This window comes from Paenibacillus lactis (assembly GCF_017873605.1).
Classification (GTDB): Bacteria; Bacillota; Bacilli; order Paenibacillales; family Paenibacillaceae; genus Paenibacillus_AQ; species Paenibacillus_AQ lactis.
On record NZ_JAGGKI010000007.1, the window covers coordinates 65,289 to 81,363 of the forward strand.

Consider the following 16,075-nt stretch of genomic DNA (forward strand, 5'->3'; position numbering starts at 1 on the left):
ATGTGGTATTATTTGTATTAATCAAAGGAATGAGATAAACGATCGCTTCACTAAGGGAGGAGAGCCTCAAAATGAAAATCCATTTTCTCGGAACGGCTGCTGCGGAAGGATTCCCCAATCCGTACTGCCGCTGTGACGTCTGTTGCAAGGCGAGATCGCTTGGAGGAAAAAACATCCGAACGAGAAGCTCTGTATTGATTGATGGCATAATCAAGGTCGACTACTCCGCAGACTCCCATATGCAGGCGCTCCGTGACGGGATCGATTTGGGTGCGGTTGAGCATCTGTTATTCACGCATACGCATTACGATCATTTCCAGCCATCGGATCTGTACAACCGCGTTGACGGGTTTGCACACGGTATCGATCACCCCTTACATATTTATGGCAACGATGCGGCGATTAGCCAAAGCATACCAGCGATTGGCCCGGATGCTGGAGACCGGTTCGCCTTCCACTTATTGCGTCCCTTCGAGACGATTTTCTTGGGCGATACGCAAGTTACTCCTTTGCTCGCGAATCATGACCGTATGGAAACATGTTTGTTGTTTTATATTGAAAAAGGGGGCAAGACGCTGTTTTACGGCAATGATACGGGCTGGCTGCATGACGATACATGGGAATGGCTGAAAGGCAAAGCGATCGATATGGCGATTCTTGATTGTACGCATAGCTATACAAACAATGACCGAAATCCAAATCATATGGGCATTGAAACCGTGCTGGAGGTCCAGCGCGTGTGGCGGGAGGAAGGCAACCTTGGCATGGATGGCCAGGTTTACGTGACTCATTTTACGCATAACTCCGGCTTTTTGCATGATGATTTTGAGCGTGCCTTCGAGCCTGCCGGCATCAAGGTTGCCTACGATGGCTTGATCGTCGATCTATGACGGGCGGAGACAGCGCCAAAGAACGGCGACAGATTGTAATTGTAGGTATCGTTACTGCACTGACCCTCTTCGGTGATTCGATGCTGTACATCGTATTGCCGGTATATTGGAAGGAAGCGGGACTAGACGCGCTATGGCAGGTCGGCGTACTGCTGTCCGTCAATCGTCTTGTCAGGCTCCCTCTTAATCCACTAATCGGGTGGCTGTATCACCGCATGTCGCTTCGAACCGGTCTGTTTATGTCGGTCGGGCTGGCGGCGCTTACCACGGTGGGATACGGCATATTCAAAGGGTTCGTTCTCTGGGTAGCCCTCCGTGCCATTTGGGGGATTGCATGGTCCTTGCTGCGAATGGGTGGATATTTGACCGTCATCCGCTATTCCGATGATACGAACCGGGGACGCTTCATGGGAACGTATAACGGATTGTGGCGTCTTGGCAGCTTGGTCGGCGTACTGTTCGGAGGATTGCTCGTGCCCATGATCGGCCTGTCAGCCGTCTCCATACTATTCGGGATCATGGCTTTGATCGGGCTTCCGCTCATCGCCGTATCCATAAGCAAGGGAAAAGCTTCGGGAATGCATCAACTGGATCCTCCACGCGGAGTGAGGAACACGGTCTGGTCGCTGCAGGTGAAAAAAATCGTGATAAGCGGATTAATGATATCGTTACTGCACGCTGTGTTCGGCGCGACGCTCACGTATCTCATCGATACAAGCCATCCCGGCGGGATCCCTTGGTTCGGTTTGATAATCGGCAGCACTGCGTTAGGCGGTGTATTGACGGCGCTGCGCTGTGCATGGGAGCCGTTCCTGGCCAGATGGTTCGGACGTCATACCGATGGGCCGAGAGGAAGGCTTCCTCTGTTTATGGTATCGCTGGCGGGCGCAGCGGCCGGATATGCTTTGCTGCCTTGGCAGCTGCCAATCGGCATTTGGGTCGGAATTGTAATTTTCGTCATGATTACCAGCACCGCACTTGGCACCATTATGGACGCGATGGCCTCCGACGCAGCGAAGAATACATCCGTGATTACCGTCATGACCGCATATTCCGTGTCAACCGATTTAGGGGCGGCGATCGGCCCGACGTTGATTTATTGGGTGGTCGGCTTGCAATATGGCATGACATCCATGTATCTAGCGTGCGCAGCTGTATTCATTTTGATTGGTTTATGGTACCGGCAGGACGGTATGAGAAAAGGGAGGGGATTCCTTGGAGAAGAAGCTAACATTTCGTGAGGACGGATCGTTTGTCATCGTGCAGTTTTCCGATGTGGAGTTTATTGATGAGGAGGATGTGGATCCGGAGACGCCGATGCTCGACTCGATGACGAAGGCAACGATGGACAGGATCATTGCGCTTGAGCAGCCTGATCTTGTTGTATTCGCGGGAGATTTGATTGCAAGCGCAAGGAGCAAGGATCCGCTGCAATCATTCCGCAGCGCGGTTGCTGTCGCTGAAGACAACCGTGTGCCGTGGGCGGCGGTGTTTGGCAATCATGACTCGGAGGGGAATGTTCCCCGAAAGAGGATGCATGAGGAGCAGCTCCATCATGCATATTGCGTCGCCAAACCGGATCCTCCGGGAGTAAGCGGAGCGGGTAACTATGTGCTGACGGTTGACGATCCAACGGGGAAGCCGGCTGCTGCGTTGTTCTTCCTCGACAGCGGCGATTACTCACCGATTGAAGCGGTGGGTGGGTATGACTGGATTCGCCGTGATCAAATCGATTGGTACGTCTCCGAATCCCGGCGATTGGCCGAACGGAACGGCGGGACGCCTTTACCTGCACTGGCATTTTTCCATATTCCGCTGCCGGAATACAAAAAGGTGTGGGAGACGTCAGTGTGCGAAGGCCATTGCAGTGAATGGATCAGCTCGCCCAAAGTCAATTCCGGCATGTTCGCCGCCATGGTAGAAATGGGAGATGTTATGGGCACATTTGTCGGCCATGACCACTCGAACGATTATTCCGGAGTGCTGCACGGCATCCGCCTTTGTTACGGCAGATCTACTCGTTATGTCAGTTATGTGGAAGGTGTGAGGAAGGATAAATTCCCGACGGGTGCACGAGTTATTCGAATCACAGCGGGCGAGCGGCAGTTTGAGACATGGATCCGCCAGAGCGACGGATTGATCGGGGAAATGCCCTTACATGAGCCGGGTGCTCACTAAGAGAATCTACTAGTCCCTATCCTCTTAAATAGGACGACTTCGATGAGAGCAGCTTGCCCTGGCAGCTGCTCTTCCTCTATATTAAAAAGGAAATTTCTACTGCGAAATGGATTCGTGACATAATATAGGAGGCAGAAGATGGTCGGGACGATTATAATATGTTTTTTGGTACTACACATCATTATGGCTGCAATCATGGCGGTTTTTCCTGGAGATGAAGGCATGAGAAATACCATTGGGCTTCAAGCCTACACCCCCAAGCCGAAATCATTTTGGGACTACATGTTTAACGTGCTGGTCTTTCTCATTGCGGGTGGAGCTTTATATATGGAGCGTATCAATGATCGGATTGCACAGAAGTCTTGGCTGGTTCGGATCGGCATCCGAATTATGGTTCTTGTTATAGCTATCATCAGTGCATTTATCCTTGCCCTCATCTTTTCATTTTGAATTCCAAGGTATCTATAATAGATGTAATTAAAGTGGGCTTCATCAAAGCCTGAAGTTAGGGAGTTCTATGCTCTGATGTTGAGTTATGAACAACAGAAGTCGCCAATAGTGGCGACTTTTTTACGTACTGCGTGCAAGTAGACTATCCCATGTTCTCAACTAAAAAAAACTTTATGCACCTCCGCTCACTGGGATTTGAAACATTAGTTGCATAAGCCAACTATATGCGTTTATTATGTATGTAGTTGGCAAATAAAACTAATGGAGTCGAAGTACATGAAACCTGAAGTTCTTCAACATGGAGCATACGGAAAAGAAGTTACAGCAATTAATCGCCATTTGCAATTATTGCTTGCTCCACGGCTCGCTGCTCTTCAGCTGGGCTTTGGTCAGCATATGTTTTTGTTCATGCTGTCAAAGAAGGAAGGGGTGAATCAGAAGACGCTGAGTGAGCAGCTGCTGCTAGACAAGACCACGACGGCAAAGGCGATCCGTAAGCTGGAGCTCGAAGGCTATGTTCGCAAAGAGATGGATCCTGCGGATTTACGCAACCATCAACTTTTTCTTACAGATGCGGGGAAGGCTGTCGTGCCGAAGATTGAGGAGGCATTAGCGGAGGTGATGGAAATTGGCATCGAAGGGATGTCCGCAGAGGAATATGGGGAATTCATGCGGCTGCTGAAGATCGTGTTGAACAACTTTGACAAGCATGCTCAATCCATTCGTCAACATACTGAATGACATGTGGGATGTATATGCGTATAACCGTAATCGGCTCAACGAGTCCAACCGGACTGGAGGTTTTAAGGAACGGCATCGCCAGAGGTGATGAACTGGTCGCGTTCACAAGGCGGCCGAACGTATTAAAGTCTTTTCAAGGTATAACCAAGATAGTAACCGGAGATGGAATCCACCTGTCAGACCTCCAGCATGCGATCAACGGAAGCGAAGGAGTGATTGCCATCGTCGGTGGAAAGGCCAATGTCGCCGCTGTTATTCAAAATGTCATTCAGGCCATGCAAGAAGCCAAAGTCCGGCGACTGGTGTTTGTCAGTTCCTATTTACTTGAAGCTAAACGTCCATGGCCCACCGTTCTCGTTGCAAGATGGATCTTTCGCCGCGACTTGGCAGAACTGCGCGAAGCTGAGAATGTAATCCGAAGTTGCGGGTTGAACTGGACGATCTATCGGCCGACTCAGCTAAACGACAAACCCGCCACGGGTCGTTGGAGAATCCAGGAACGAGGGAACGATTTCAAATCGGGCCCGTATCAAATCAGCCGGGCGGATTTAGCAGCTGCATTGCTGGACGCTGTTACGAAGGATGCATACGATCGAGGTATTTATAGTGTAACTTGGGGCAAGTAACAAGGAGGAAACGAAATCGCCATGGATTACCTGTATCTATCCCTGTTAGTCATTCATATTTCTTCGGCCATATTCGGTGTTGGACCGGTGTTTTTATTCAATATGATTCTGAAAAGAGCGAAGACGGCCGATCAGCTGCGGTATGCTCACCACATCGTGGAGAAGTTAAACAAAAATGCGAATCTTTCATTCGGCATCCTTCTCGTCACGGGCTTGATTTTGGGCTGGATGAGCCCCTACTTGTTTCGGCAAATGTGGTATATCGCGTCGATTGTGCTGTTCCTAATCTCAGGCTTTTACGCGATTCTGGTCGTTGAACCGATCTTAAAGAGACTTCATCAAATCGCGAGCCAGTCAACCTCGGGAGAAGTTTCTCAGGAATACAAGCAGCTGTTCCGAAAAAAACAAGCCCGCGATACGATTGCGAACCTTATGGCCATCGCGATCATTCTTCTTATGATCATCAAGCCCGTATTCTAGGGAAGCAACGATATACACAGATCAAGTCGCGATTCATCGCGGCTTTTTTTATTCTGATTGCTAGTAACCATCCGTGCACAGCGGCTGGCCTGCATTATCTTATGAGCTGTGAAGAAATCGATTGGTGATTTCCAATGAAGAATTTGACACATGAATGCTAAGTGTATATATTATATATATACGGTATATACTCAATTAACGGCAGTGAGGTGAATGATCATCAACATTATTTTGTCTAACGCATCGAGCGACCCGATTTACATACAGATCATGAATCAGATCCGGCAGAGCATCCTGAACGGTGATTTGAAGGCCGGCGATAGTCTTCCCTCGATACGGCAGCTGGCCAAGGATCTGCAGGTTAGCGTAATTACGACTAAGCGCGCTTATGAAGAGCTCGAGAAGGAGCAGCTCATTGACACGGTTGTAGGCAAGGGATGCTTTGTGTCAGGAGCAAATAAAGATTTTATACGGGAGCAGCGAATGAAACGATTAGAAGAGAAAATGATGGAAATCATTCGGGAAAGCAAGGAATTAAGTTTGAGTCAGCAGGATGTCATCGAACATCTGACATTATTGTTTGAGGAGGAACAGACGCCATGAATGCCATAGAAATACGAAATCTAACCAAAGCATACCCGCTATTCACCGTTGATGATGTATCTTTGGATGTGAGGCAAGGATATATTACCGGCCTGATTGGCCCGAACGGCGTTGGCAAGAGCACTTTGATCAAGATGATGCTGGGCATCGTCCGTCCGGATTCCGGAAGCGTGAAAATACTGGGCTGCGAAATGCCTAAACAAGAAATCGCCATTAAGCAGCGGATCGGGATCGTATCGGATGACTGCTTCTACTATGAGCATCTGACGATTCATGATACGAAAAAGCTGGTCGCTCCCTTCTACGACAAGTGGAATGACAGCAAGTTTAAGGGATATCTCGACCAATTCGAGCTGTCTCCCAAGAAGAAGATTGGAGATCTATCCAAAGGAATGAAGATCAAGCTTGCCCTTGCCGTTGCTCTATCGCATGAGGCCGAGCTTCTTATTATGGATGAGCCGACTTCCGGTCTCGATCCGGTGTTTAGAAGGGAAATGCTTGATCTGCTTGCGGATATGATGCAGAACGAGAGGAATTCCATCATTTTCTCGACCCATATCACGACGGATCTGGACCGGATCGCGGACTATATTACCTTCATCAATCGCGGGAAGATTGTATTTAATGAAGCGAAGGAAGATGTGCTTGAGCGATACGCGCTCATAAAGGGGGATATGGAGCTGCTTGATTCGGATATCCGAAAAGAATTCATCGGGATTCGTGAGACAGCCGTCGGTTTTGAGGGCTTAGTCGATAACAGGCACAAGGCTGCACAATTGTTCGGGAATCACGCTGTATTGGAAACCCCTTCCCTGGAAGACATCATGTATTTCACGGCCAAAGGAGGACGGGTTCATGCTTAATCTGCTGCGCAAGGACTTTATCGCCTTAAAAAGCTCCTTGTGGATGACTTTATTTTATCTGGCGGTGTTCAGTATCGCTTTTATACCAAGGAGCGACTTTTCCATTTACTTTGTCGGGATCTATACTGCATTCGCCTCCGTTAGTCTTGTGACGATGATCGATATCAAGAACAATAATCATCATTTTCTGGTCACGCTGCCGGTCAGCCGCAAGCATATTGTACAGGCGAAATACATCACGGCGATCCTGTTTATGCTGTTTGGCGTCCTTGGTTCCTTTGGTATCCATTGGTTTGTAAAGCTTGCATTCCCGCAGCTTAACAAGCCGGATTATACCGTCTTGGACATCCTGGTTCCAATGGGGATACTGCTAGTATTAACTTCCATATATATGCCTTTATTCTATGCACTGAGTAAAAAAGGAGCCGGCATTATTAACGCTGTATTTTTAATCGCGCTCATTATTATGGCACAGCCCACTGCGTTCATGATGACATTGCTGAATGAGAATCACATGATGAGCAGTAATCTATTATTTATGGCTGCAGCCGGTATCTTACTGCTATTCATTGCTTCCTATTATGTGGCGGTCACCCTGTTCTCGAGAAAGGACATGTAAGAAGCTGAGCCACGCCTGCCCATTGTCCCGGCCACTTTTGCAGAACCAAGCTTTTCCTGCAACGGGGGTCAACTTTTACTTATAAAGGAGATTACGCATTTTGAAAGATACATTACATACAAGCCGCCCTCATCGCAGAAAAGAATGGATGTATATTCTTGCAGGACTTGTAGTTCTGCAGCTGCTATTCATCGCGTTCGATCATGCTTCGTGGACGCCGTTTAAAGTGAAGGAAGGGTCCTGGTTTGAAGACCTTTCGCAAGCCAAGCTATTTACGGAATGGTTCACGCCGTATAAAACAGCGTCGCATAATCTATTCACCGCAATCTTCGCCGCTACGTTGCTTCCAGCAGGTTTAATAGGGGCCGTGAAGGATCTATCATCTAGAAAATGAACGCACTGCAAATAGGAGGAGCTGGGCTCTGTTCGGGATATATTTATGAGGCAACTAACACCCCATATAACTCGTTGTTCATAAGTGATTGTTAAAGGACATCCCGGGCGGTTCCAGGGTGTCCTTTTCGACATTGCGAGGGCTTAGCGGCTTTGATATCCTCGAAAAAATGTGCATATAATAGGCTATATGAAGGGAGGAGCAGCGTATTCGCTACCTTTATGAATTTATAGAGCATCAGGAAGATCTGCCTATCAAGCTCTTCGTGAACAGCGTAAAGCATATTCATTTTCACTGGCATAAGGAGGTGGAAATCGTCTATGTTCTCCAAGGCTCCGTCATCATGTACCTTGATCAGAAGCAATATACGCTCCATGAAGATGATGTCATTGTCGTGAACAGCATGTCGGTGCATCAGATCGAGCGGACAAGCCAAGACAATGTGCTGCTGACGCTGCAGTTCGGTCCTGAATGGTTGAATAATCAAGCATTTATTTCTTGTAATTCTGCTGCCGATCCGGAGCAGCACCGGCAGCTGCAGGGCATCAAGCAAAATCTCGCCCAGATGGTATGGGAGATCAACAAGAAGGCGCCGGGTTATCAAAGCTACGCGATGGGAACCCTGCAAACGTTGTGCGGCGGCCTGCTTCGGTATTTTGCGGATGGAACGAATCCCGCAGCCGACGAGGGCAGCAGAGAGTACGACTATAAGAGGCTGAACAGGGTCCTTACGTATGTAGACCAGCATTATAATGAGAAGATTAGTCTGCAAACCATGGCAGATCTGGAGCATTTAAGCCTGCATTATTTCTCGCACTTCTTTACGGATAAAATCGGCATCCCCTTCCAAAAGTATTTGACGTTGGTACGCTTGGAGAAGGCGCAAGCCGAGCTTGCCGGAAGCGAGAAAAGCATAACGGAAATCGCGCTCGATTGCGGCTTTGCCAACGTGAAGCTGTTTAATAAATATTTCAAAGAAAAGTACGGCTGCACCCCGAGCTCCTATCGCGATGCCTTGCTTGCCGAAGAAGCTCATCGGCCGGACCGCAAGCCGTTAACTTACGACGAGTCCTCAAGCGGCGACTATTATGAGATGGATACATGGAATGCCATGGGTACGTTATATCGGTATCTGGATGCTAGAGCAGACACGAAGCCCGATTCGCTAAACCCACCGCCTCCGCTTGCGGCGGAGCGGCAGTTGATCGAGATCCAAGCCGATGGGCCTTCGGCAAGATATGAACAGCACTGGAATGTAACGACGACCGCAGGCAGGGCAATCGAAGGATTGCGGGAAGATTGGCGCCGGCAGCTGCGTGAACTGAAAGGGCATATTCCGTTCCGGTATATCCGTTTCCACGGCATATTTAACGATGAGATGATGGTGTACAGCGAGAAAGAAGACGGAACTCCTGTATATAATTGGTCATATGTCGACAAGCTGTATGATTTTCTCCTGGAGCAGGGAGTGAAGCCGTTTGTCGAGCTCAGCTTCATGCCGAGCCAGCTCGCCCGTTCCAAGGAAACGATATTTTGGTGGAGAGGAAATATTTCACCGCCTGCCGATCAAACCAAGTGGGACGCGCTGGTTCGGGCGTTCGTGCGCCATTGCCTGAATCGATATGGGGCGAAGGAAGTGGAAAGCTGGTATTTCGAGGTATGGAATGAACCGGATTTGTCCGGGGTGTGCTGGGCCGGAAGCAAGGAGGAATACTTTGCTTTTTATGCATCGACGGTTCGCGCGATCAAGTCGGTCTGGCCTCAGCTTAGAACAGGGGGGCCAGCGATGGGCTATGGCTCGCTCTGGAATGATCCTTGGGCGGATGAGTTTATGAACTATTGCAGGGAGCATGAAGTGCCTCTCGACTTTTTTTCGTTCCACATTTATTCGGAATACCCGCGGCTTAAGCATGAAAGAGAGTTTCTGACCAAGATTATGCCTGCTTCATTTTATAGGGAAAGCATTGACCGTTTACGGGAGAAAATGAAAGCTTCCGCCTATGGCGACTTGGAGCTTCATATTACGGAATGGAATTTCTCCATGTACGACCGCAACTTGCTGCATGATACGATGTTTATGGCACCGTTTGTTATTTATCATGCGCTGCACACGCTAGGTGTGGTTAAAGCCTTGGCCTTCTGGTCCTTTACCGACGTCTTCGAAGAAAGCACGGTGCCGACTTCACCGTTCTATGGAGGCTTTGGCTTGATCAACCGGGACGGCCTCAAAAAGCCGAGCTATTATGCCTTAGAGCTGTTGCAAAAGCTGGGTGACGAGCTTCTGGTACAAGGGGACGGTTATGTTGGAACGCGAACCCGGGACGGCAGCATGCAGTTCCTGTTCTATCACTACGTGCACGTGGATCCGCTGTTTTCAAGCGGCGACTGGTCCGAATTGACCAGCACGAACCGTTACGATGTCTTCGAGGAAAAAGGAAGCCGCATATTCGAATTATCGCTGAGCAAGCTTACCGGAACGTTCAAATGTACAAGTTATCGGCTGGACCGGCAGCATGGGTCGGTGTTTGACGAGTGGATACACATGGGGGCTCCCGAGTTCCTTACGGAGGAAGAGCTTGTCTATCTTCACAAGCGAAGCGGGCCCGGCATAAGGACAGAGCTTCTCCAGCAGGATAACTGGCGGAAAGAAATTGTACTCCCGCCTCATGGCGTCATGCTGCTAACGTTGGACAGGCAGTATTAGCATGAATCGAATCATGGATCAACAAACATCCCTTTTTTAAAAGGGGTGTTTTTTGCTGTTTATTTTTGAGGGTGAGACGCAAGCTAGAACGAAAGAGACGAACTAGGCAAAAAATGCCCCCCTTAACGACAACTTAAAACAAGAAAGCGTTGCCAAGAAGGCCCTATACTAATGATACAGCCGCACGAGAATGACAGGAGGGAAAACAAGATGAAGCGTTTCATGAAATGGATGACAGAATCGTTTGCGCCTCGATTGGAGGCGTTTACGAACAATGTTTGGGTTTCATCTATTCAAGACGCCATTATGGTCGCGATTCCGATGATATTTATCGGCTCAATCATTACGTTGATTTCGATTTTAAAGGATTTCTTCCCGGGGATGCCGGATCTATCACCGATCACGACATTTAGCTTCGGTCTGCTAGGTTTATTCATTTCTTTCTTAACGCCTTATATGGTAATGGAAAAGAGGGAGCGCCACAAAATCAAGCTGCTGGCAGGAATGACAGGCTTATCTTTATTCATCATGCTGCTTAACCCGACCATGAACGAGGATGGAACCGTCAAGTTTATCCTTGAACGCTTTGGCGCGACGGGCATGATTACAGCACTGCTTGTGGGGATATTCGTAGCGGTGATCATGAATGTCTGCGGTAAATTCTCCTTCTTTAAAACAGAGAGCTCGCTTCCTGAGTTCATTAAGGAATGGTTCGATTTTCTCATTCCGATCGCGATCATTTTAACTACAGGATGGGTTCTGGTTTACCAGCTGCACTTTGATATTTTTGCGCTCATCGTAAATGCATTTGAACCTCTTAATGCTGTGGGGCAAAGTCTCATCGGGTTCGTATTGTTTAACTTTATCGGCGTTGTTCTGTACTCCTTCGGGGTCAGCCCGTGGGTGTTGATGCCGATATGGTATACCATTTGGATTCCGGCTATCGAGGAGAATGCCGCTTTAGTGGCAAAAGGACTGGACCCGGTCAATATCAATACCTTTGAAACCTTTTTCTCGGGATGGCTGGGCATCGGAGGTATGGGAGCTACTTTGCCGCTCGCCGTCTGGTTCCTGCTTGCCAGATCGCAAAAGCTGAAATCCGTCGGTAAAGCAACGATTATCCCCTCCCTGTTTAATATTAACGAGCCGATCGTCTACGGAGCGGTTGCTTTCAACCCGCTGCTCATGGTTCCGATGTGGATTAATGGTCTTATAACGCCGATCATTGTGTATTTGGCGCTCGATATGGGGCTGGCGAGAATTCCAAGCCAAATCTTTCAATTGTGGTATACCCGATCGGGCTGTCTACCTACATGATGTCCGGACTCGGCGGTCTTGTTCTTCTGGCCGTTGTCTTATTGATTGTATTCGCGGTATGGTTTCCGTTCTTCAAGCTGTATGATGCGCAAGAACTCAAGAAAGAGCGGGAAGCAAGCTCAACAAGTCATATATAAAGGATGGATACCAAATGAACCGATCAATTCATGAATTAATTCAAGAAATGACGCTCACGGAAAAAGCATCCCTCTGTGCGGGATTGAATATGTGGATGACCAAAGGCATCGAGCGATTGAACATTCCAGCTGTGCATATGTATGACGGAACCAACGGGATCCGGAAAACGAACAGCGATGAAGAAATGGGCATTACGTCCGAGAATGTTCCGGCAACCTGCTATCCTACCGGTTCGGCCATCGGCTCCTCCTGGAACACCGAGCTGCTGCATGAAGTCGGGGTAGCGCTTGGACAGGAATCCAAGGAAATGGGCGTGGAGCTGCTGCTCGGACCGGGCATTAACATGAAACGGACGCCGCTTGGCGGCAGAAACTTCGAGTATTACTCGGAGGACCCTTGCTTAACAGGCGAGCTTGGCGCAGCCTTCATTAACGGGCTCCAAAGCGAAGGCGTGGGGGCTTCCCTCAAGCATTTCGCTTGCAACAATCAGGAGAACGAGAAAATGGTCACGAGATCGGAGGTCGACGAACGGACGCTCCGCGAAATTTATCTTAGCGCCTTCGAACGGATCATTAAGAAATCGGATCCATGGACCGTCATGTGCTCATATAATTTGCTCAATGGCAGTTATACAAGCGAGAACGAGCATTTGCTCCATGATATATTGAGAGAAGAGTGGGGCTACGAAGGTGTCGTGCTGTCGGACTGGACTGCCGTCAATGACCGGATTCGCGGGCTAAAGGCTGGCCTTGATCTTGAAATGCCAGGGCCGGCTCACTACAATACAAAGGCAATTGTGGAGGCTGTGGAGCGCGGAGAACTCTCCGAAGAGAAGCTCAATCAGAGCGTTGCCCGTATTCTAAAGCTTGTAGAGCGAGTGACAGCCCCGAAAGAAAATGCCTCCGGTGCTGATCAAGACTATCACGCTCTTGCGAGAAAAGCAGCAGCCGAAAGCATCGTGCTGCTTAAGAACGAGAATGGCATTCTCCCTATTCAGCCTGAATCCACGCCATCGATTGCAATCATCGGACGTTTTGCCAAGAAGCCAAGAATTCAAGGGGCAGGCAGCGCCGAAGTCACGCCAACGCGGGTCGATATTCCATGGGATGAAATCAAGGAGCTGGCGGGAGAGACGGTTACGCTAAGCTATGCAGAGGGATACCCCGCTGATGACTCCATTCGCGAGGACCTGATTAAGGAGAGCGCGTCGTTGGCGGCGACATCCGATCTAGCCGTATTGTTCGTCGGCCAGCCGGAATATGCGGAATCCGAGATGCATGATTTGAAGGGAATTAACCTTCCTGAGCATCAAGTGAAGCTCATTCAAGCCGTTGCAGCCGTTCAGCCGAACTGCGTTGTGGTAACAAGCAGCGGGAACGCGCTGGCGATGCATCCATGGGTGCAGCATGTGCCCGGGGTCATCCATTCCTGGTTGACGGGGCAGGGGATGGGCAGAGCCATTGCCGAAATCCTGTTCGGGCACACAAACCCTTCCGGCAAGCTGTCCGAGACCTTCCCGGTCAAGCTGTCGGATAATCCATCGCATATGCGGATTCAGGGAGAAAACGGCAAGCTGTATTATCGTGAAGGACTGTTTATCGGCTATCGTTACTACGACCGGAAGGAGATGGCTCCGCAATTTCCGTTCGGACATGGCTTGTCGTACACGACATTTAAGTACACGGATCTTGAAGCGGCACAGCATGAGAAGGGAGTTACCGTTTCCCTCCAAGTAGAGAATACCGGAAAGCGCACCGGGAAGGAAACCGTTCAGTTGTATGTGCACGATGAGGAATGCAAATGGGTGCGTCCCGAAAAGGAGCTTAAAGCTTTTGCAAAAATCGAGCTCGCGCCGGGCGAGAAGCGGAAGATCGTCTTTGAGCTTGAAGAAAGAGATTTTGCCTATTACAACACGAAATACAATCGCTGGGTAGCAGAAAGCGGATATTTCCAACTCCGCGCAGGCAGCTCGTCCCGTGATATCCGAGTGACGAACCGACTGTTCTGCGACTTCGGCAAGGAAGAAATCACGTTCCATAAATTCAGCCTGCTCAATGAATGGGTGAGCGACCCGATCGCAAAGGACGTATTGGAAGAGTGCATCAATGAAATGAACAAGCACGTGAAGGACAAAGTATCTCTCCAAGATGAGTTCCTGGGATTTTGGGAGGACTTCCCGGTCATTAAAATCTTCCAGATGTTCGGGCAAAGCTGGATGATGGAGCGGTCTCCGGATGAGATCGTCAGCGAGCTTATCGGACGTGTTAACGAGAAACGGCTCCAGAAGCAGCAAGCGTAACTCTTATAACTTCCTCATGCTGTCAAAAACTATATAGGCAATTCGTTTAAGAGGATGTCATCACATGACATCCTTCTTTTTATCATGGAGGCAACCGGCCATCATTACTGATTCTCGCCAAGATGAAGGACTTGGATGAAGAATAATTTAGCCGGCAAGTTCCCATAATACTGGATAAAGTTAAGGGAGGGACTGTCATGCTGGGCCGGTTACTAAAAAAAGCGCTAAAACGAAGCCGTCCGAAGAATTCGACACAGACTAGAACCGACGCACCAATTGAGATCCGCATGACTCTTCAAGAGTCCATTCAAACCTTAACTCATATCATGGGGAACAGTACGGACTTTATGGTTAGAAAAATATCAGGGCGAGAGGATCTTCCGGAGATTGCTATTTGCTATATTGAAGGGCTGGTTGATACGAATCTGCTTAATCGGATTCTGGAATCTTGGTTAACCGTAACGCTAGAAGCTGATCAAATGCCAGGTATCGAATCCTTACTGAATAAAATATTGCCAGCAGGCCCAATTAGCAAATTACATACAACCCAATCCATCATTTCGGCTGTTTTGGATGGGAAGGCTGTCATATTAGCAGATGGTATGAAAGAAGCCTTCTCTGCTTCGATCGAAAGCCTGGAGAAGCGCTCGATCGAAGAGCCGAGTTCACAAACCGTCATTCGGGGACCTAAAGACGGATTTACAGAGGATATTTCGACGAACCTGTCCCTCATCCGGAGAAGGCTTCGAACGCCGAGCTTACGGGTTCAATCGATGGTAATCGGCAGTTATACCAATACCAAAGTCATCATGGCGTATATCGAGGGAATTGCTGATGAAAGCGTGGTATCAGAGATCAGGGCTCGATTGCAAAGCATAGAAACCGATAGCGTTCTGGAAAGCGGGTATATTGAGGAGTTTATACAAGATAATACGCTCTCCCCGTTCCCAACACTGATCAATACGGAGCGTCCCGATGCGGTAGCCGGAGGTCTGCTGGAAGGACAAGTGGTTATTCTGGTGGATGGCACGCCCTTTGTGTTGCTGGCTCCAGTCACCTTTTTTAGGTTCCTCCATTCCAGCGAGGATTATTATCAACGGTATGATCTCTCCACTTTTTTACGCGGAATCCGTTTTTTCTCCTTTGTCATATCCTTGCTGTTACCGTCACTGTATATTGCGATTTCAACTTTTCATCAGGAGATGATTCCGACAACATTATTGATCAGCCTGGCAGCGCAAAGGGAAGGAACGCCGCTGCCCGCACTCATGGAAGCGTTCATGATGGAGATTACGTTTGAAATTATTCGTGAAGCGGGCGTGCGGATGCCCAGGGTGATCGGACCGGCTATTTCTATCGTAGGAGCACTTGTTTTGGGCCAGGCCGCTGTACAGGCGGGACTCGTATCGGGGGCGATGGTCATCGTGGTTTCTTTTACAGCGATTGCCAACTTTGCTATACCGGCATTTAGCATGGCAGCTGCCATCCGAATCATTCGTTTTGTGTTGATGCTGCTGGCAGGCACCTTCGGTTTATACGGGATTTTGGCAGGGATCATCCCTATCTATGCTCACCTGGTTTCCTTGACTTCATTTGGCGTTCCTTATCTTTCGCCGGTTACCCCTCTGCGCTTCGCCGATTTGAGAGACCTGTTTGTTCGTTTGCCATGGCCATTCCTTAAGACAAGACCCCAAGATATGAATCGACGAAATATGGTCAGGCAGGGAATGAACCGACCGCAACAGGGGAAGAAGTGAACCGTACGAAAGTGAG

The 16,075-nt window shown here is 49.0% G+C and carries 15 protein-coding genes; all 15 read left to right on the forward strand.

The features are described 5' to 3' along the window. Window positions 1-71 precede the first annotated feature (71 nt). The 15 genes from J2Z18_RS14795 (at window position 72) to J2Z18_RS14865 (ending at window position 16,059) form a co-directional block, all read left to right on the forward strand. On the forward strand, window positions 72-890 hold the full coding sequence (locus tag J2Z18_RS14795) for an MBL fold metallo-hydrolase (RefSeq protein ID WP_210094896.1): 819 nt from the start codon (window positions 72-74) through the stop codon (window positions 888-890). Continuing rightward, the gene (locus tag J2Z18_RS14800; RefSeq protein WP_210094897.1) at window positions 887-2,131 is read left to right on the forward strand and encodes an MFS transporter; all 1,245 of its coding nucleotides are present in this window, start codon (window positions 887-889) and stop codon (window positions 2,129-2,131) included. Before J2Z18_RS14795 ends, J2Z18_RS14800 begins: the two co-directional genes overlap by 4 nt. Next, entirely contained in the window at window positions 2,106-3,068 is a 963-nt protein-coding gene (locus tag J2Z18_RS14805; protein ID WP_210094898.1) for a metallophosphoesterase family protein, read from the forward strand. The genes J2Z18_RS14800 and J2Z18_RS14805 overlap by 26 nt, the downstream gene beginning before the upstream one ends. Before the next feature lie 138 nt (window positions 3,069-3,206). Beyond that, window positions 3,207-3,518: a hypothetical protein gene (locus tag J2Z18_RS14810; RefSeq protein ID WP_210094899.1), complete on the forward strand. Its 312-nt coding sequence runs from the start codon at window positions 3,207-3,209 to the stop codon at window positions 3,516-3,518. Between the two features lie 276 nt (window positions 3,519-3,794). Further along, window positions 3,795-4,259: a MarR family winged helix-turn-helix transcriptional regulator gene (locus J2Z18_RS14815; RefSeq protein ID WP_210094900.1), complete on the forward strand. Its 465-nt coding sequence runs from the start codon at window positions 3,795-3,797 to the stop codon at window positions 4,257-4,259. 14 nt (window positions 4,260-4,273) lie between these two features. Further along, window positions 4,274-4,885 carry an NAD(P)H-binding protein gene (locus tag J2Z18_RS14820; RefSeq protein ID WP_210094901.1) on the forward strand — a complete coding sequence of 204 codons (612 nt, stop codon included), beginning with the start codon at window positions 4,274-4,276 and terminating at the stop codon, window positions 4,883-4,885. Between the two features lie 21 nt (window positions 4,886-4,906). Beyond that, window positions 4,907-5,365: a DUF2269 family protein gene (locus J2Z18_RS14825; protein WP_028406637.1), complete on the forward strand. Its 459-nt coding sequence runs from the start codon at window positions 4,907-4,909 to the stop codon at window positions 5,363-5,365. A 219-nt stretch (window positions 5,366-5,584) separates the two neighbouring features. Beyond that, complete coding sequence (locus tag J2Z18_RS14830; protein WP_040739992.1) at window positions 5,585-5,968, forward strand: GntR family transcriptional regulator; 384 nt, start codon at window positions 5,585-5,587, stop codon at window positions 5,966-5,968. Then, window positions 5,965-6,831 (forward strand): ABC transporter ATP-binding protein, encoded by an 867-nt coding sequence (locus tag J2Z18_RS14835; RefSeq protein WP_210094902.1) that lies wholly within the window; start codon window positions 5,965-5,967, stop codon window positions 6,829-6,831. Before J2Z18_RS14830 ends, J2Z18_RS14835 begins: the two co-directional genes overlap by 4 nt. After that, window positions 6,824-7,450: an ABC-2 transporter permease gene (locus J2Z18_RS14840; protein ID WP_210094903.1), complete on the forward strand. Its 627-nt coding sequence runs from the start codon at window positions 6,824-6,826 to the stop codon at window positions 7,448-7,450. Before J2Z18_RS14835 ends, J2Z18_RS14840 begins: the two co-directional genes overlap by 8 nt. Before the next feature lie 100 nt (window positions 7,451-7,550). After that, a complete protein-coding gene (locus J2Z18_RS14845) occupies window positions 7,551-7,844 on the forward strand; it encodes a YfzA family protein (RefSeq protein WP_028406806.1) in 294 nt (97 codons plus the stop codon). A 265-nt stretch (window positions 7,845-8,109) separates the two neighbouring features. After that, a complete protein-coding gene (locus J2Z18_RS14850; RefSeq protein ID WP_251535089.1) occupies window positions 8,110-10,548 on the forward strand; it encodes a GH39 family glycosyl hydrolase in 2,439 nt (812 codons plus the stop codon). Window positions 10,549-10,758: 210 nt separating this feature from the next. Further along, window positions 10,759-11,865 carry a PTS sugar transporter subunit IIC gene (locus J2Z18_RS14855; RefSeq protein WP_312889625.1) on the forward strand — a complete coding sequence of 369 codons (1,107 nt, stop codon included), beginning with the start codon at window positions 10,759-10,761 and terminating at the stop codon, window positions 11,863-11,865. 151 nt (window positions 11,866-12,016) lie between these two features. Next, window positions 12,017-14,302 carry a beta-glucosidase family protein gene (locus tag J2Z18_RS14860; RefSeq protein ID WP_210094904.1) on the forward strand — a complete coding sequence of 762 codons (2,286 nt, stop codon included), beginning with the start codon at window positions 12,017-12,019 and terminating at the stop codon, window positions 14,300-14,302. Window positions 14,303-14,499: 197 nt separating this feature from the next. Then, window positions 14,500-16,059 carry a spore germination protein gene (locus J2Z18_RS14865; RefSeq protein ID WP_210094905.1) on the forward strand — a complete coding sequence of 520 codons (1,560 nt, stop codon included), beginning with the start codon at window positions 14,500-14,502 and terminating at the stop codon, window positions 16,057-16,059. The last annotated feature ends 16 nt before the right edge of the window (window positions 16,060-16,075 follow it).